Source organism: Brevundimonas sp. FG8 (assembly GCF_057808845.1).
Genome location: NZ_JBMDIU010000006.1, coordinates 74709 through 88590, shown reverse-complemented (window position 1 = coordinate 88590; position 13882 = coordinate 74709). Strand labels below are relative to the sequence as shown.

Sequence of the window (13882 nt, the reverse complement as noted above, 5' to 3'; positions counted from 1 at the left end):
CTGCGCGACAATCAGCGACAGTACGCCGCGATGACCATCCTTCCCGCCCGCACTTTCCTGATGCTTCAGGATCCCTGGTTCGGGGCGATCCCGGAGGCGCGCCGTACGGCCCTGCTGGACGCCGCCGTTCTCGTCACCCGGCCGGACGGCGCCCGGATCTACGCCACCGGAGATCCGCCGAACGGTCTCTGGGGCGTCGTGGAAGGCCGCGTCAGGCTCCTGGACTATCCGGTCGCGGGCGCTGAGGTCCTGGTGCAGAGCCTGGGGCCGGGAGCCTGGTTCGGCGAGCTGTCGACCCTGGACGGCGGTCCCAGGCCCCAGGACGCCGTCGCATCCGGGCGAACGACCCTGATGCACGTGTCCGACGCCGCCTACCAGCGGTTGGCCGAACGCCTTCCGGCCCTGCATCACGATCTGGCGCTGCTGGCCTGCGCGCACCAGCGCGCCGCCCTGGCCTTCATCGGACAGCGGGTGGTGCAGGCTCTGCCGGCCCGAGTCGCGGCCGCCCTGCTTGGCGCAGCACAGGACGTGGGCCTTGCGCCCCTCGCCATTCGCCAGGCGGAACTGGCCCTGATCGTGGGGGTAAGCCGGCAGACGCTGAATCGCACGCTGAAAACCTTCGAGCGAGGCGGCGTGATCCGGATTCACTACGCCCGCATCGAGATCCTGGACGCCGAAGGCCTCCGGCGCCTGGTCCGCACCGGCGGCCTGGATGGCGCGTCGTCCGCCTAGCGGACCGCGGCCGCGATGGCCTTGCCGCAGTCGATCGTACCGAGCGGCCCCCCGAGGTCGCGGGTCCGCAAGGCGGGGTCGGCCAGGACCTGTTCGATCGCGGCGACGATGGCGGCGGCGGCGTCCCGCTCGCCCAGATGGTCCAGCATCAGGGCGGCCGACCAGATCTGGCCGACCGGATTGGCGATCCCCTGGCCGGCGATGTCCGGCGCCGAACCGTGGACGGGCTCGAACAGGGAGGGGAAGGTCCGCTCCGGATTGATGTTGCCCGCCGGCGCGATGCCGATCGTGCCGGTGCAGGCGGGACCCAGATCCGACAGGATGTCGCCGAACAGGTTGGAGGCGACGACCACGTCGAACCAGTCCGGATGTTGCACGAAATGGGCCGTCAGGATGTCGATATGGTATTTGTCCCAGCGCACTTCGGGATAGGCCGGGGCCATCGCCTCCACCCGCTCGTCCCAATAGGGCATGGTGATGGAGATTCCGTTGGACTTGGTGGCCGAGGTCAGGTGCTTCTTCTCGCGCCGCTGGGCCAGGTCGAAGGCGTACTTCAGGATCCGGTCGACGCCCGTGCGGGTCATGACCGTCTCCTGCAGGACGATCTCGCGGTCCGTGTCGGGGAACATCCGGCCGCCGATGGAGGAGTATTCGCCCTCGGTGTTCTCGCGCACGACATAGAAGTCGATGTCGCCGGGCTTTCGGCCGGCCAGGGGGCTGGGCACGCCCGGCATCAGCTTGACCGGACGCAGGTTCACATACTGGTCGAACTCCCGCCGGAACTGGATCAGCGAGCCCCACAGGCTGACGTGGTCCGGCACGGTATCGGGCCAGCCGACCGCGCCGAAGAAGATGGCGTCATGACCTCCGATCCGTGCCTTCCAGTCGCCCGGCATCATCTGACCATGCTCCAGATAGTAGTCGCATGAGGCGAAGTCGAAAGGGTCGCAGTCCAGGGTGAAGCCGTAGCGGGCGGCCGCAGCCTCAAGCGCGCGCAGACCCTCCGGCACGACCTCCTTGCCGATGCCATCACCCGGAATGACGGCGATGCGGTAGTGACGGTTCGGCGTCATGTCGGCTCCTTGGACGGGGCGGGCGGTCCCTCGATCAGGATCGCCCGGAAATCATTGACGTTGGTCCCGGTCGGCCCTGTGACGACCAGGTTGTCGAGGCTGTCGAAGACGCTCCAGGCGTCGGTCGAGGTCAGGGCGTTGCGCGCGTCCAGACCCAGCGCCTGGGCCCGGCGCAGGGTGTCCGGCGCGATCACGGCCCCGGCGTTGTCTTCGGACCCATCGATACCATCGGTGTCGGCCGCCAGGGCATGAACGCCAGGAACGCCCTGAAGGGCGAGGGCGAGCGCCAGAAGAAACTGGGTGTTGCGCCCGCCGCGGCCGGCACCGCGCACTGTAACCGTGGTCTCGCCGCCGGAGAGGATCACACAGGGCGGCCGGACAGGCCCTTCGCCGGCGAGGACGCGTCTGACCAGGGCGGCGTGGTCGGCCGCGACGGCCTCGGCCGAGCCTTCAATCGCGCCGCCCAGCACCAAGGGTTCATAGCCCTGGACCCGGGCGACCACGGCGGCAGCGCTCAAGGCCTGGTCCGCGGTCGCGATCACCCGCAGATCATGGAGATGATCCGGGTCCGGCCAGGACGTCTCCGAGCGAGGGTCCCCCAACCAGTCGAGGACGCCCTGAGGCGCGTCAGGCGCATGGCGGGCCAGGATCGCCAGCGCGGCCTCCCGGGTTGTCGGATCGGGCAGGGTGGGGCCCGACGCCAGCACGGACGGATCGTCACCGGGAACATCGGAGATGGCCAGGGTCACCAGGCGGGCGGGGCGGGCCAGATCGGCCAGCCTTCCGCCCTTGACCGCGGAGAGGTGTTTGCGAACCGTGTTGATCTCCGAGATCGTCGCCCCGCTGCGCAGGAGGGTCCGTGTCACCGCCTGCTTGTCCTGAAGGGTGACGCCGGGCGCTGGCGCGCAGAGAAGCGCCGATCCTCCGCCGGAGAGAAGGCAGACCACGAGGTCCTCCGCCGTCAGATCCTGCAGTTCGCCCATCAAGGCCGTTGTGGCGGAGACGCCGGCGGCGTCTGCCACGGGATGGCCGGCTTCCAGGACTCTGATGCGGGTCGGGGAGGGGTGCGAGCCGTACGGAACAATCACCAGACCTGACAGCCGTCCGGACCAATGGGCCTCGAGCGCACAGGCCATCTCCGCCGCCGCCTTTCCGGCCCCGACCACGACCGTGCGGCCGACGGGGGACTCAGGAAGACAGGACGGCAGAACGAAGCGCGGCATGGCGGCGGCGACCGCGACGTCAAACAGATGTCTGAGCAGCCCTTCAGGCGGCCGCCCTGCGGTCGGGTCGGATGTCGTCACGCCGGAGCCACGGCCCGCCCGTCGGCGACCACGCAGGCGGCGGGCGGGCGGCCGCCGTCCAGAACGTCGACGACGCACCGGGCCGCGACCCGGTTCGTCCGGTCCAGGCCTTCGCGAGATGATGCGGCGGCATGGGGCGTCGCCACGACGTTCGGCAGGGCCAGCAGAGCCTCCGTCGTCGGTCGATAGCCGGGATCGCTCTCGCTCATGAAGGTGTCCAGGCCGGCGCCCGCGATCGCGCCCGAGCTCAGCGCCTCGAGCAGGGCCAGGTCGTCGACCAGACCGCCCCGGGCGGCGTTGATGAGGAAGGCCGTGGGCTTCATCCGGGTCAGGGCGGCGGCGTCGATCAGGAACCGGGTCTCCGCCTTCAGGGGCGCGTGCAGGGTGACATAGTCGGATCGGGCGAGCAGGTCGTCCAGGCCGACGGGCGTCATGCGGCCGCCGAGGTCTTCCACGTCGAAGGTCGGGGTGTGGACCAGGATCTCCGCCTCGAATCCCTCAAGCCTTTGCGCCACACTGCGACCGATCCGGCCCAGGCCCACGATCCCGACCGTCTTACGATAGAGATCGGAGCCCATGAGGATCGACCAGTCGCCGCCCAGCATCCGGTCCTGGCTTTCCCGAAACCGGCGGCCCAGCGCCAGCATCATCGCGACGACATGATCGGCCACGGAGGCGTCATTGCCGCCTGCGGCGATGCAGGCGACGCGGCCAAGGTCGCGCACGGCGTCGGTATCGACCCGCTCATAGCCGACGCCCCGCCTGGAGATCACCTGAAGCCGGGGCAGGGCGGTCAGCAGGTCGCGGGTCACGCGGGCGTGGCCGACGATCCAGCCCGCCGCTCCGGCCAGCAGGCCTTCAAGCTCGGCGGGGGTGAGGTCGCCGTCGCCCTTTCCGGGCGGTAGATCGGCGATGACGACCTCGCAGTCGTGCTGCTCCAGCCAGGCGCGTGTCTCGGCGTCGAAGAAGCGTTGGGTGACGACGACCCGGCGGCTTGAGGACGACATGGGGTTCTCCGTGGACGGGGCGGGCGTCGTAAGGACGGGCTGGACCGAGGCGCTACGCTGTGGCGGGCGTATCGAGTTCCACGTCAAGCAGGCGGACGAACTGCTGGCCGCAGTGCATGTCGCGCTCGACCATTCCGCCCTGGGGGGAGGAGCGGGCATAGGAGATCTTGACCACGTTCAGGCTCGGCACGGAGAATCGCTTCACCAGCGCCGGGTCCGCGCCGAAAAGGCGTTCGATCAGTTGCGGCCCCAGGGCCGGGCTGTCGGCGTATTTCGCGAACCCGTCCGCATCCTTGAAGAAGAGATCGAAGGTCACCCAGTAGGGGCCGGCGTTCTTGGAGCGCACATGGTGGCAGACGTCATTCACGGTCGGCATCAGGCGGCCTCCACCTTACGCAGGTCGACCCATTCGGTGCGGACCAGCGCCATTGGATCGTCGACATGGACCACATGGTTCAGCTTGAATTCGTAGACCGGACCCCGGTCGATGTCAGCGGGCGTGAAGGCGAAGCCGTAGCTCGGCAACTCCTTGTCCATGGAGAGCGGGAAGTGGAAGAAGTAGGGGTTGCAGGCCTTGGCGATCTGCGACGCCATCTCCTGGCTGTCCGCCGTGGCGACGAACAGGACGCCGATCTCCCGCGGCGGCGGCGTCCCCTCCGGCGGCTTGTCGCCCGAGACCGCGTTCCAGCCGTACATGCGCAGCGAGATGTGAAAATCGCCGGCGGCCTCGCCGATGGTGCTGTGAACCCGGTGGTAGAGGGCGCCCAGCATCTTGTCGTGGAACTCGTCCACCCGGGCCATGACCTCAGGGTCCTGGATCCCGATCAGCATGACCGTCTGGTACCGGCTGGCGGCGGCGCCCTCGAGCTTCATCGTATAGGGCCTGGGCTCCCAGACCGACCCGGTGACCTTGACCGTGCGGTCATCGATCGGGGTGTAGACCGCGTCGGTGACGTCCAGCACCCCGCCGGGCTCGGTGAGGCGGAACGGGTCACTGTTCTCATAAAGCATGTGGGCCGACACGCTTTCGGGGTCGCAGCGGTTGTTCTGCGTCAGGGGCTCGACCTCGAAGCCGTCCTGGCCGATCGAGATCAGGACGCCGGAGCCCCGGTCGCGGTAGACGGTGCACTGGGCGCCGCATTCGGCGACCTTGCCGGCATGCCAGGACGGCCCGACCGGCGCGCCGTGCAGCAGGGCGAAACAGGCGAGGACGGCGGTGTCGGTCGTGCGGCCGCCCAGGATGATGTCGGCGCCCGCCTCAAGCGCAGCCATATAAGGTTCGGGTCCCATGGCGGCGACGATGTGCTCGCAGGCGTCGATCGTAGCGTCGTCGAGCGGGCCGAGCGGGGCCAGCGGGGTGATGCGGCCCTCGCCGTTCAGGGTCTTGAGCGTCGTCTTGTCCTGTTCGGAGTACAGAAGCGCGATGCGGGGCGTGATGCCAAGTTCGCGTGCGACCTCGAGGACGATGTCGCGGGTCCAGTCGAGGTTCTTGTCGCCGCCGGCCTGACCGCTGGTGCCGATGACGACCGGTATGCCCGCCTCGGCGCCGGCCCTCATCAGGATCGTCAGGTCGCGCTTGACCGAGCCCTTGTTGTTCTTGGAGATGCCGAGGGCGAGATAGGCGGCGCCGCTGTCGGTTGAACCGGCATCGGTCGCGATGGCGTGCGCCCCTTTTGACAGACCGTAGCGGATTTCTTCCTCAAGCGCGCCGGCGCCTAGCGAGCCGGTGGGCACGATTATCCTGATGGTCTCGCCGGGCATTCCTGGATCCTCGCAGGGCATAGGCCGCTCGCGGGCGGCTCTTGCACCGTGTCTAGACCTTGTGAATGCAATGGGTCAACGGATTGGATGCAAAATGAAGGACGGGATGGCGATCCGCCTTTGGATATCCCGGGTTTTCAACCTGCGCCGTAAACCGGACGGATGGAAACGGACCAGGTGTTCAGGCCCGCTGTGTGATGGACTCAGTTTAGCTGGGTGCGCGGCGTTTCCTCTGCGAGATCGTCGAGCTATTGGCGGGTCTTGAGAACCCGGTCCCCGGTGATGCCCCAGGCGAAGATCTGGCTGATAGGCCGCGGGCGCGGTTCGAGCGCTGTCCGCCGGCGCTTCATGGATGATGTTTAAGGTGCCGCCGGACCGGACGGCTGTTAGCCCTTGAGGATCGCGGGCTGGCGATCAGGGCTGTCGGGGGAAGAGATGTTGCGCATCCTGTCGTGGGCGAAGGCCCTGTTCACTGTCGCGGTCCTGGGGCTGGCGGCCCCGGCGCTGGCGCAGTCGCCTCAGTCGGCCCCTCAACTGGCCCTGCGGAACGACGGGCGTGAGTTCGGCTTCCTGTGGCAGGCGGCGCGGTTCGGCGACCGGACGGAGCCGCACGCCGCGCTGATCGTCCCGGTCCGGATCGAGGGCGCGCCCAAGACCCTGTACATGCAGTTCGACCTCGGGGCGCCGTCGACGGTGCTGATGAAGGACAAGCTGGACAGCCTGACCGCCCGCGTGCCGGGGCTGGCCGCAGGAGCGGACGGCGCGGTCAGCCGCTTCGTCTTCTCGATGGGAGAGGTGCGGGCCGAAGCCGCGAACGTGCGCGTCGTTCAGGGCGGATCAAGCGGAGGCATCGCCTGGGACGAGCCGGACCGGATCGACATCATCGGCACCGTCGGCGCCGATCTGCTGCGGGGCCGGGTTCTGGTGATCGACTATCCGCGCAACCGCATCTTCGTCGGTCCCGCCGCTCCGGAAGGACTGGTCGGGGCTGATCAGACCATCCCCTTCATCTTCACCCCGCGCGGCGTGATCCTGACCGGAATGGTGATCGACGGCGAGGCCAAGAACATCATGCTGGACACCGGATCGAGCGCCTTCGCCCTGCTGACCAGCCATGAGGACTGGCTGGCCAAGACGAACGGCGGGGCGGGCGAGACCAGCTTCCCGGTCAACTCGTGGGGCCGCACCCTGACCGCCCATGTCGCCCCGAGCGCCAGCGTCGCGCGCTTCGGCGACACTACGGTCCCGCTGCGGGAGGTCGCCTATATGGAGGGTGTGGACGCCGCGCAGGCCAACGCCATGCGCGCCTCGGGCATGGGCGGGATGACCGGCAACAAGCTGTTCGTGGACCGGATACTGGTGCTGGACGCCGTCAACGCGACCTACGCCGTGGTCGCGCCCCGACCGTAGAGCGGCTCAGTCCTTGCCGCTCTCGGCCCATTTGAACAGCGGATAGAGGGGCACGCCCCAACCGACGCCGCCGACGGCGAAGAACAGCAGGTCCAGCAGCATGCCGGCCGGGAACAGGCCGCGCAGGGCGATGACGCCCCAGATCCACAGGGCCAGAAAGGCCAGAACGCCGATCATGGCGATGAAGCGTCGGGTGCTGCCGCCCATCAGCGTTTGCTGCGGAAGAGGAAGAAGGCGACCAGGGCGACGGCCGAGCCGATCATCGACCACAGGACCCAGCCCCATTCGTCCATGGTGGAGACCCCGAACACCCGCACGGCGAGGAACCAGCCGGCGACGGCGCCCGTGGCCGCGACCAGCGAGGTGGCGAACAGACCGCGACGGCCGGTCAGCAGATCGGCCAGCCAGGCCAGGGCGAAGGCGGCCACGACGGCGGTGACGATATCGGCGTACTGCAAACGGCCTCTCCACGTGCGGCGACGATGCGCCGAAAAGCGACTCGATCTCGCCCTCATGCACGGGCATACCGCACAGGTCCGGGCGCGACGAGTGGCGCGACCGGCAGTGTAACGTTCGGAACGGCAGGCGTCGAATGAAGCGTTTTGGCGGTAGGGATCAGAGCCGGTCGGTGGCGATCTGGCTGTGGACCGTGGCGGTCATGGTGTTCGCCATGGTGGTGGTCGGCGGCGTGACGCGCCTGACCGGCTCAGGCCTGTCGATCACCGAGTGGAAGCCGATCATGGGCGCGCTGCCGCCGATGAACCACGCCGACTGGATGGACGCCTTCGAGAAGTACAAGGCGATCCCGCAGTACCAGCAGGTCAATGCGGGCATGAGTCTGGCCGAGTTCCAGGGCATCTTCTTCTGGGAGTGGTTCCACCGCCTGCTGGGCCGGTTGATCGGGGTGGTCTTCGCCCTGCCGTTCTTCGTCTTCCTGGCGATCCGGAAGCTGCCGCGCCGCCTGATCCTGCGCTGCGTGGTCCTGCTGGGCCTTGGCGGCCTGCAAGGGCTGATAGGCTGGTGGATGGTCACCAGCGGACTGAGCGAGCGCGTGGACGTGGCTCCCGAGCGGCTGGCGACCCATCTGGGGCTGGCGCTCATCATCTTCATGGGCCTGATCTGGACCGGGCTGGAGGCCTGGAACGGGGAGGAGCATTCGCGCTCGCCCGAGGGCTGGAGCCGGGGCGCGGCCATCCTGCTGGGCGCGGTCTTCTTCCAGTGCCTGCTGGGCGGCCTCGTGGCCGGGGCCAAGGCGGGCTTCGTCTATACCGACTGGCCGCTGATGAACGGCGACCTCCTGCCGCCGGTGGAGTGGGGCAAGGGCGCGCTGGCCTTCCTGCACGATCAGGCGCTCGTTCAGTTCAACCACCGCATCTTCGCCTATGGCCTGCTGATCGGCGGGACGATCTATGCGGTGCAGGCCTGGCGCTGGCGGCTGGCGGAAGGTCTGGGTGCGAGCGCCTTCGTGGTGGCCATGGCCCTGTGGCTGCAGGCGGCGCTGGGCGTCATCACCCTGATGCACGCGGTGCCGATGTGGCTGGGCGGCCTGCATCAGGCGGGCGCCGCCCTGGTGCTGGCGGCCGCGACGGTGAACCTGTGGCTGGTCCGCCGGTCGCAGCCCCGGTTGTTCGTGTCGGGGCCGCGGGTGAGCGGGCTGTTCTAGATCGCATCGTCTCCCTTCCCCCATCGAGGGGGGCTTGAGGTTACGCCCGCACGCTCTCCCACGGCCCCCGGATGGCCAGGGTCATGCCGGGGTACATGATGTTGACGAACAGCACCTCGCCGTCGGGCGAGAAGCAGGCGCCGGCGAACTCCGAGTTCCCCCGGAAGACGTTGCGGGCGATCACATAGATCTGGCCCTCGGGCGTGACGCCCTTCAGGTGGTTGCGGATCTCGTCGGAGTAGTTGTCCTCGCACAGGATCAGGTGACCCCAGGGCGCGATGGTGATGTTGTCGGCCATGTTGGCGACCTTCCTGTCCGCGCTCTCGACGAACAGCTGAAGGCGGTCGGCGGCGCCGTTCAGGCCGGGGACCAGACGCATCACCTGACCGGCGCGGATCGGACCGCCCGAGGTGGCGGTGAAGTACATCTCGTCGTCGCCCCACCAGATGCCTTCGCCACGGGCGATCAGGGCTGCGCCGTCGCGGTGGCCGCGCCGGCGCAGGTCGCCGGCGGGGTCTTCCACGTCGTGAAGGTCGATCCACTCGATCTCGCGCCAGTCGCCGACGGCCCAGCTGCGCTGACCATCCTGATTGCGGGTGTCGGCGGACGGGGCGCCCTTCCAGGCGAGGGCCTGCAGCTTGCCGCCCTCGGCCAGCTTGCCGGGGACGTTCGGGATGAAGCGGTACAGCAGGCTGTCGTTCACATCCTCGGTCAGATAGGCGTAGCCGGTGCGCGGATCGATGCAGACGGCCTCATGGTCGAAGCGGCCCATGGCCTTCAGCGGCACGGGATCGACGGGGCCGGTGGCGGAGGCGGGCACCTCGAACACCCAGCCGTGGGCCCTGGTCACGTCCGCGTCGGCGGGGGTCTCGATGGTCTCCTCGCAGCTGAGCCAGCTGCCCCAGGGCGTCGGGCCGCCGCAGCAGTTGGTCGAGGTGCCGGCGAGGGTCAGGCGATGGCTGACGGCCTGACGGGTGGCGAGGTCATAGATCAGGGTCGAGCAACCGCCGGGGAGGGGACGGCCGTCCTTGTAGGTGTCGAACGCTTTGGAGGCGTCCAGTTGACCCAGCCGCTCCTGATGCAGGCCGCCGGGACCGAGGTTGCGGTGCAGGCTGCTGGAGCCCTTCAGCTCGTGGTTCATGACCAGCGCGACCTGCATGCCGTCCAGCGGGAAGCAGGCCATGCCGTCCGGCTGGCCGGGGACGAACAGGCCGTCGTCCATGGTGTCGCCGCTCTGGGCGATGACCTGATAGGTGAAGCCCTCGGGCAGATCGAGCAGGCGGTTCGGATCGGCCTTCAGCGGACCGTAGCCGTGGATCTGGTTGAGGTAGGTCTCTTCAACGGCGGAGGTCTGGGCGGCGGCGTGGCGGGCCAGGCCCGAGAAGGCGAGGGCGGCGCCGCCCGTTCCCATGAGGTGACGACGGTTCAGACGCATGGGCGGGCACTCCGGGAGGACACTGCGGCGCTTATGGCGGGCGTCGGTCAGGGTTCTGTGACAGTGGGCGCGGCGGATTGTCCTGAGGGTGTCGGGTGTGGGGCGTGGGGTTTGGGGGGCTTTGCCGCTATCGTCATCCCGGACAAGCGCTCGCGTAGCGGGCGGGCGATCCGGGACCCAGCGGCCCCCGCGAGGGCGAAGCTGTCGGGAGCGCAGGCCGTAGCGGTTGTGCGCCAACCTTCACGCAGCCGTTTTTGGCGGCTTCGCGCCGCCCTTCGGTCGCCGCCGTCGCGGCGCCGCGGGGTCCCGACTTTCGTCGGGAATGACGATAGCAATTTGGGCGTGAGATCACCCCTCACGGCGGTCCCGCGAACGGCGCGCCGCCGGGGAGGCCGGGCAGGACCCCGGTGGACGGGGGAGACGCCGGAGACGATGAAAATACACCGTCTATCCCGTCTATGTCGTCTATGCCGTCTATCGGATCGTCCATCAGGGAGGCCGCGTAATCGGCCTGCGCGCCCTGGAGGACGCGGTCGGCGAAGGCGCGGTCGCGGCGGCTGGCGGCCTGAAGACGCTCGACCTCGGCGGCCCGCTGGCGGCGCTCGATCTCGGCCGCCTCGGACTGGATGACGTTGTGCACGCGGCGCCAGCGCAGGGCCTCCATGGCGTTGCCGTGCAGGACGGCGCGCATCATCCGCTGGAAGGCGACGACCGACAGTTCGCCCAGCGGAATCTGCTCCAGATCGCCGTCGACGCTCTCCTCCAGCGCCAGCCCCTCGTCATCGCGGTCCAGCCCGTTGGGCGTGGTCCACGGCTGATCGGTGCGCCGCCAGCCCTCCTCGGCCGCGCGCTTGCGCAGGGTGCTCAAGCCCACGCCGTAGCGGCGGCAACAGGCGGGCGCGGACCAGCCGGCCAGATAGTCGGCGCGGACCTCGTCCCAGACGGCGTCGGGAAGGACGGCCTGTCCGGCGTCGGCGGGGTCGGTCGGGGCGGGACGGGGCGCTGCGTCGGTCATGGGAGCCTCCGGGGATGGAGGCAGGATAGAACGCCGGTACGTCATTTTTGGACGTAGGGGGAGGGATTGGGGCGTGGGGCGTGGGGTGTCGTGTCGGAGGGTGAGGTGCAGGTGACGACTGGTCAGGAGAGTGCGCTGGACATCCCATACCCCACACCCGACACCCCACGGGGCGCCGAAAAGATGCGGTATTTTAATACCGTTTCGACTTTTCCTTTATTTTACAGATATATATTGCGAAACGGGTGCGCAGATCGGCGTTGACCGATGATCCGCCTTCCTCTATCAGCGCGCCTTCCGTTCCTCCGCTCCGCCGGAAGAGCACACCGTTTCGCCCGTCTCCCAAGGACTCCTCGTTATGCTGAAGAGCACCACGGCTTCGCTGAAGCCGGCCGAGGTCGAGAAGAAGTGGATCCACATCGACGCCGAAGGCGTCGTGGTGGGCCGTCTCGCGACCTTCATCGCCAACCGTCTGCGCGGCAAGCACCGCGGCGACTACACCCCGCACGTCGATTGCGGCGACTATGTCATCGTGACCAACGTCGACAAGGTCGTCTTCACCGGCAAGAAGAACACCGACAAGGTGTACTACCGTCACACCGGCCACCCGGGCGGCGTCAAGGAAACCACCCCGGCCAAGGTGCTGGGCGGTCGTTTCCCGGAACGCGTCCTGGAGAAGGCTGTCGAGCGCATGCTGCCGAAGGAAAGCCCGCTGGCCCGCAAGCAGATGACGCACCTGCGTCTGTTCGCCGGCGCCGAGCACAGCCACGCCGCCCAGTCGCCCGAAACCATCGACTTCGCCTCGAAGTCGGCCAAGAACACCCGGAGCGTCTGAGCATGACCGACGTCACCACCGAAAACACCGGCTTCGACGCCCTGAAGGGCCTGTCGAGCGCCGCTGAAGACGCCGCCCCCGCCGTCCAGAAGCTGGACGCTCAAGGCCGCGCCTACTCGACCGGCAAGCGCAAGAACGCGATCGCCCGCGTGTGGGTGAAGCCGGGCACCGGCAAGTTCACCATCAACGGCAAGGACCAGGAGCAGTATTTCGCTCGTCCGGTTCTGCGCATGATGATCGCCCAGCCGCTGGTCGTCACCGAGCGTGAAACCCAGTTCGACGTGATCTGCACCGTCGAAGGTTCGGGCCTGTCGGGCCAGGCCGGCGCGATCCGCCACGGCCTGTCGCACGCCCTGACCCACTACGAGCCGGAACTGCGCAAGGTTCTGAAGCCGCACGGCTTCCTGACCCGCGACAGCCGCGTCGTCGAGCGTAAGAAGTACGGCCGCGCCAAGGCCCGCCGTTCGTTCCAGTTCTCGAAGCGCTAATCGCGTTTCCGCAATCTGGAAAAGGGGCGCTTCGGGAAACCGGAGCGCCCTTTTCTTTTGAACGCGACTTTCCTTTGACCGGTGCGGGCGACGCCTGCTTTGAAGCGGCTTCGGGCTGACGGTCGATCTGAAGGCCGATCTGAAGGGATGATGATGACGGCGCAGGGCGGCTTTGACTTCGGAACCGCGCAGAGCATTGAGAGGCTGTTCGTCGGCCTGATGCTGCCCGCCGCGCAGGCCGAGCAGGCCGCGGAGGTGCGTCGCCGATCACGCGAACTGTACGGGCTGGGCGGCGGCGAGATCCGGTCGGATCGGCTGCACGTCACCCTGATCCACGTCGGCGACTATGCGGGCAGCATCCGCGCCGATGTCGCGGCCGAGGTGTCGGCGGTGATCGCCGAAATGGAGCGGCCCTCGTTCGTGGTCTCGTTCGACCGGGTCGGCAGCTTCGGCGGCGCGCCGGGGAAGCATCCGCACGTCCTGCTGGGCGAGGCCGGGGTGGAGGCGCTGAAGGCCTATCGTCGCGAGTTGTGGGAGGCGATTCACCGTCGCCTGAAGAAGACGCTGTCGAATCCGCAGTTCAATCCGCACGTCACCCTGATGTACGGCGACGCCCGCCTGCCGGAGCGGGCCGTGGCGCCGATCTCGTGGCGCGCGACGGAGGTGGAGCTGATCCACAGCGAGGTGGGGCGTTCCACCTATCACACCCTCGGGCGCTGGCCGCTGGGTTAGGCGGCATGACGCCGCCCGCGAATTGTGGGAGACGCGGGGCCTGACACAGCGAGGCTCCGACCATGACCATCACCCTCTACGGCATTCCCAACTGCGACACGGTCAAGAAGGCGCGCGTCTGGCTGGAGCAGGACGGTCAGGCGTTCGCCTTCCACGACTACAAGAAGGCCGGGATTGATCGGGAGACGCTGGCGGGCTGGGTGGCGACGCACGGATGGGAGATCGTGCTGAACCGCGCGGGGACGACGTTCAAGGCCTTGCCGCCCGAGGACAAGGCGGACCTGACGGCGGAGAAGGCCATCGGCCTGATGCTGGCCAATCCGTCGATGATCAAGCGTCCGGTGCTGGACGTCGACGGCCGCACGACCGTGGGCTTCAAACCCGAGATCTATGCGGCCGTGTTCGGCTGAGGGGAGTTTTCAGGAGC

16 protein-coding genes are annotated in these 13882 nt (G+C 68.3%); 7 read left to right on the top strand and 9 right to left on the bottom strand.

The window, feature by feature from the left end; all coding sequences use genetic code 11:
- Nucleotides 1–30 precede the first annotated feature (30 nt).
- A complete protein-coding gene (locus ACODRV_RS11915; protein ID WP_168196815.1) occupies nucleotides 31–732 on the top strand; it encodes a Crp/Fnr family transcriptional regulator in 702 nt (233 codons plus the stop codon).
- Here ACODRV_RS11915 and ACODRV_RS11910 read toward each other — a convergent pair.
- The 5 genes from ACODRV_RS11910 to ACODRV_RS11890 are packed head-to-tail and all read right to left on the bottom strand — an operon-like array spanning nucleotide 729 to nucleotide 5877.
- Entirely contained in the window at nucleotides 729–1805 is a 1077-nt protein-coding gene (locus tag ACODRV_RS11910) for a tartrate dehydrogenase (RefSeq protein WP_488908459.1), read from the bottom strand. The two genes, ACODRV_RS11915 and ACODRV_RS11910, sit on opposite strands and share 4 nt — an antisense overlap.
- Nucleotides 1802–3109, bottom strand: coding sequence for a glycerate kinase type-2 family protein (locus ACODRV_RS11905; RefSeq protein WP_488908458.1), 1308 nt, complete (start codon nucleotides 3107–3109; stop codon nucleotides 1802–1804). Before ACODRV_RS11905 ends, ACODRV_RS11910 begins: the two co-directional genes overlap by 4 nt.
- A complete protein-coding gene (locus tag ACODRV_RS11900; protein WP_488908457.1) occupies nucleotides 3106–4116 on the bottom strand; it encodes a phosphoglycerate dehydrogenase in 1011 nt (336 codons plus the stop codon). The genes ACODRV_RS11905 and ACODRV_RS11900 overlap by 4 nt, the downstream gene beginning before the upstream one ends.
- 52 nt (nucleotides 4117–4168) lie before the next feature.
- Nucleotides 4169–4492: a DUF4387 domain-containing protein gene (locus ACODRV_RS11895; RefSeq protein WP_488908456.1), complete on the bottom strand. Its 324-nt coding sequence runs from the start codon at nucleotides 4490–4492 to the stop codon at nucleotides 4169–4171.
- Nucleotides 4492–5877, bottom strand: a complete 1386-nt coding sequence (locus ACODRV_RS11890) for an acyclic terpene utilization AtuA family protein (RefSeq protein ID WP_488908455.1) — start codon at nucleotides 5875–5877, stop codon at nucleotides 4492–4494. The genes ACODRV_RS11895 and ACODRV_RS11890 overlap by 1 nt, the downstream gene beginning before the upstream one ends.
- A 435-nt stretch (nucleotides 5878–6312) precedes the next feature.
- Between ACODRV_RS11890 and ACODRV_RS11885 the strand changes: the two genes are divergently transcribed.
- Nucleotides 6313–7287 (top strand): hypothetical protein, encoded by a 975-nt coding sequence (locus ACODRV_RS11885; RefSeq protein ID WP_488908454.1) that lies wholly within the window; start codon nucleotides 6313–6315, stop codon nucleotides 7285–7287.
- A 6-nt stretch (nucleotides 7288–7293) separates the two neighbouring features.
- On the opposite strand, the gene ACODRV_RS11880 is transcribed toward ACODRV_RS11885, so the two are convergent.
- Complete coding sequence (locus tag ACODRV_RS11880; protein ID WP_141626788.1) at nucleotides 7294–7494, bottom strand: DUF2842 domain-containing protein; 201 nt, start codon at nucleotides 7492–7494, stop codon at nucleotides 7294–7296.
- Entirely contained in the window at nucleotides 7494–7745 is a 252-nt protein-coding gene (locus ACODRV_RS11875; protein WP_141626787.1) for a transglycosylase, read from the bottom strand. Before ACODRV_RS11875 ends, ACODRV_RS11880 begins: the two co-directional genes overlap by 1 nt.
- A gap of 134 nt (nucleotides 7746–7879) precedes the next feature.
- Between ACODRV_RS11875 and ACODRV_RS11870 the strand changes: the two genes are divergently transcribed.
- Complete coding sequence (locus ACODRV_RS11870) at nucleotides 7880–8950, top strand: COX15/CtaA family protein (protein ID WP_488908453.1); 1071 nt, start codon at nucleotides 7880–7882, stop codon at nucleotides 8948–8950.
- Between the two features lie 40 nt (nucleotides 8951–8990).
- Here the strand turns inward: ACODRV_RS11870 and ACODRV_RS11865 are convergent, their stop codons facing one another.
- Nucleotides 8991–10385, bottom strand: coding sequence for an alkaline phosphatase PhoX (locus tag ACODRV_RS11865; RefSeq protein WP_488908452.1), 1395 nt, complete (start codon nucleotides 10383–10385; stop codon nucleotides 8991–8993).
- Nucleotides 10386–10740: 355 nt separating this feature from the next.
- Nucleotides 10741–11400, bottom strand: a complete 660-nt coding sequence (locus ACODRV_RS11860) for a hypothetical protein (protein WP_488908451.1) — start codon at nucleotides 11398–11400, stop codon at nucleotides 10741–10743.
- Nucleotides 11401–11761: 361 nt separating this feature from the next.
- Between ACODRV_RS11860 and rplM the strand changes: the two genes are divergently transcribed.
- The 4 genes from rplM to ACODRV_RS11840 all read left to right on the top strand — a co-directional run bounded on the left by rplM (nucleotide 11762) and on the right by ACODRV_RS11840 (nucleotide 13865).
- The gene (rplM, locus tag ACODRV_RS11855) at nucleotides 11762–12235 is read left to right on the top strand and encodes a 50S ribosomal protein L13 (protein WP_141628291.1); all 474 of its coding nucleotides are present in this window, start codon (nucleotides 11762–11764) and stop codon (nucleotides 12233–12235) included.
- A 2-nt stretch (nucleotides 12236–12237) separates the two neighbouring features.
- On the top strand, nucleotides 12238–12723 hold the full coding sequence (gene rpsI, locus ACODRV_RS11850) for a 30S ribosomal protein S9 (protein ID WP_141626783.1): 486 nt from the start codon (nucleotides 12238–12240) through the stop codon (nucleotides 12721–12723).
- A 147-nt stretch (nucleotides 12724–12870) separates the two neighbouring features.
- The gene (locus ACODRV_RS11845) at nucleotides 12871–13455 is read left to right on the top strand and encodes a 2'-5' RNA ligase family protein (RefSeq protein WP_488908450.1); all 585 of its coding nucleotides are present in this window, start codon (nucleotides 12871–12873) and stop codon (nucleotides 13453–13455) included.
- 62 nt (nucleotides 13456–13517) lie between these two features.
- Nucleotides 13518–13865: an arsenate reductase gene (locus tag ACODRV_RS11840; RefSeq protein ID WP_488908449.1), complete on the top strand. Its 348-nt coding sequence runs from the start codon at nucleotides 13518–13520 to the stop codon at nucleotides 13863–13865.
- Nucleotides 13866–13882: the final 17 nt, after the last annotated feature.

Bases quoted from the DNA above. Each gene is read 5' to 3' on its own strand.
- ACODRV_RS11845 (WP_488908450.1), top strand. From the start codon at position 12,871: ATGATGATGACGGCGCAGGGCGGCTTTGACTTCGGAACCGCGCAGAGC.
- ACODRV_RS11890 (WP_488908455.1), bottom strand. From the start codon at position 5,877: ATGCCCGGCGAGACCATCAGGATAATCGTGCCCACCGGCTCGCTAGGC.
- ACODRV_RS11860 (WP_488908451.1), bottom strand. From the start codon at position 11,400: ATGACCGACGCAGCGCCCCGTCCCGCCCCGACCGACCCCGCCGACGCC.
- ACODRV_RS11915 (WP_168196815.1), top strand. From the start codon at position 31: ATGACCATCCTTCCCGCCCGCACTTTCCTGATGCTTCAGGATCCCTGG.
- ACODRV_RS11840 (WP_488908449.1), top strand. From the start codon at position 13,518: ATGACCATCACCCTCTACGGCATTCCCAACTGCGACACGGTCAAGAAG.
- ACODRV_RS11880 (WP_141626788.1), bottom strand. From the start codon at position 7,494: ATGGGCGGCAGCACCCGACGCTTCATCGCCATGATCGGCGTTCTGGCC.
- ACODRV_RS11910 (WP_488908459.1), bottom strand. From the start codon at position 1,805: ATGACGCCGAACCGTCACTACCGCATCGCCGTCATTCCGGGTGATGGC.
- rpsI (WP_141626783.1), top strand. From the start codon at position 12,238: ATGACCGACGTCACCACCGAAAACACCGGCTTCGACGCCCTGAAGGGC.
- ACODRV_RS11895 (WP_488908456.1), bottom strand. From the start codon at position 4,492: ATGCCGACCGTGAATGACGTCTGCCACCATGTGCGCTCCAAGAACGCC.
- ACODRV_RS11900 (WP_488908457.1), bottom strand. From the start codon at position 4,116: ATGTCGTCCTCAAGCCGCCGGGTCGTCGTCACCCAACGCTTCTTCGAC.
- ACODRV_RS11865 (WP_488908452.1), bottom strand. From the start codon at position 10,385: ATGCGTCTGAACCGTCGTCACCTCATGGGAACGGGCGGCGCCGCCCTC.
- ACODRV_RS11870 (WP_488908453.1), top strand. From the start codon at position 7,880: ATGAAGCGTTTTGGCGGTAGGGATCAGAGCCGGTCGGTGGCGATCTGG.
- ACODRV_RS11885 (WP_488908454.1), top strand. From the start codon at position 6,313: ATGTTGCGCATCCTGTCGTGGGCGAAGGCCCTGTTCACTGTCGCGGTC.